The organism is Suttonella ornithocola, assembly GCF_001889065.1.
GTDB lineage: Bacteria > Pseudomonadota > Gammaproteobacteria > Cardiobacteriales > Cardiobacteriaceae > Suttonella_A > Suttonella_A ornithocola.
Genome location: NZ_LWHB01000228.1, coordinates 1 through 1,127 on the forward strand (window position 1 = coordinate 1; position 1,127 = coordinate 1,127).

General features: G+C 28.9%; 2 protein-coding genes. Both read left to right on the top strand.

Features of this window, described 5'->3' with window-relative positions; all coding sequences use genetic code 11:
- Nucleotides 1-821: 821 nt before the first annotated feature.
- Nucleotides 822-992: a hypothetical protein gene (locus A5N85_RS15835; RefSeq protein WP_169818682.1), complete on the top strand. Its 171-nt coding sequence runs from the start codon at nt 822-824 to the stop codon at nt 990-992.
- Nucleotides 993-1,001: 9 nt separating this feature from the next.
- Nucleotides 1,002-1,121: a helix-turn-helix domain-containing protein gene (locus A5N85_RS15335; protein WP_143143321.1), complete on the top strand. Its 120-nt coding sequence runs from the start codon at nt 1,002-1,004 to the stop codon at nt 1,119-1,121.
- Nucleotides 1,122-1,127 lie beyond the last annotated feature (6 nt).

Sequence of the window (1,127 nt, forward strand, 5' to 3'; positions counted from 1 at the left end):
TTTTAAGTGATGAGTAAAAATTGTGAACCTCAAAGGAACGGGATTTTTGCGCGACTTGCGCGAAGCAGCAGCCACTTCTGAACCGCTTGCTGAGACGTTAAAAGCGTATCCACTTAAAATAGCAGCGTAAAATTATAAATTTTTTTCAACTTGTTAGAAAAAAAGTTATGCTTGCAAATCTATATACTTTGAGTTAAGTTGTGTTATACAATTTACGATTAAATAAATATTTAGTTGACGATATCAACTGCCTGGCAGAAGTAAAGTGTCAAGATAGAGATTCGATTATTAAGTCTCAATAGTATCATCGGACATTAAAGGAGACACATGCAAAACAAGAAGTTTGATTATAAATACAATATAAAAACTATCTTTTATATCTTGTTTAATAAACAATTTCAACATAATATTCCCTATGTCAAGTGGGAGAGTATATTTGATACCTTTACCTCTGTTGTGTGGTATATATGGTGGATAAAATTATTACTATTTATATTTTTTATTAGCGATGATTCTTCTGTGCATTTGTTTCTTGAACTTATATTTGCTAGTTGTGTTTCAGATGATTTACATAAATATAAAAAATACAAGAATGAAAAATCAGAATTATTCGAATTATATAAACGTAGCAAATTTGCTTATAATACTATATTAGGTATATTTATTTGGGGAATGATAGAAAATATATTATTAGATTATTCATATTATGGAAATTTCAATATAACATTATGGACAATTTTTTTCTATAGTTACTTTTATTCAATTTTTTATTGTTATCAGGTTAATTAATATAATTAGTAAAAGATTAAATGGAGACTAAAATGGGTAGTTTTTTTAATAAAATTATGAATGCGATGCAAGGTAAAGATTCTGCAGAGTCTACCTTTGAAACATTCAAAGATTTAACTGATATAGTCAAATCACTTATAATCCAATCTATCCAAAGCAGATATAAAGAACAACTTGTAGTAGAATTATCAAAAACAAACTGAGCATATCCTATGACCTACTGCAGCCAATTCCGACAGAAAATTCTTAACGATATTGCTAATGGAGAAACTTGGCGCGCTGTTGCAAAGCGCTACAAGATCAGCAAATTCACCGTCTATAGCCTGGATTAAAAATTC

Bases quoted from the DNA above. Each gene is read 5' to 3' on its own strand.
- A5N85_RS15835 (WP_169818682.1), top strand. From the start codon at position 822: ATGGGTAGTTTTTTTAATAAAATTATGAATGCGATGCAAGGTAAAGAT.
- A5N85_RS15335 (WP_143143321.1), top strand. From the start codon at position 1,002: ATGACCTACTGCAGCCAATTCCGACAGAAAATTCTTAACGATATTGCT.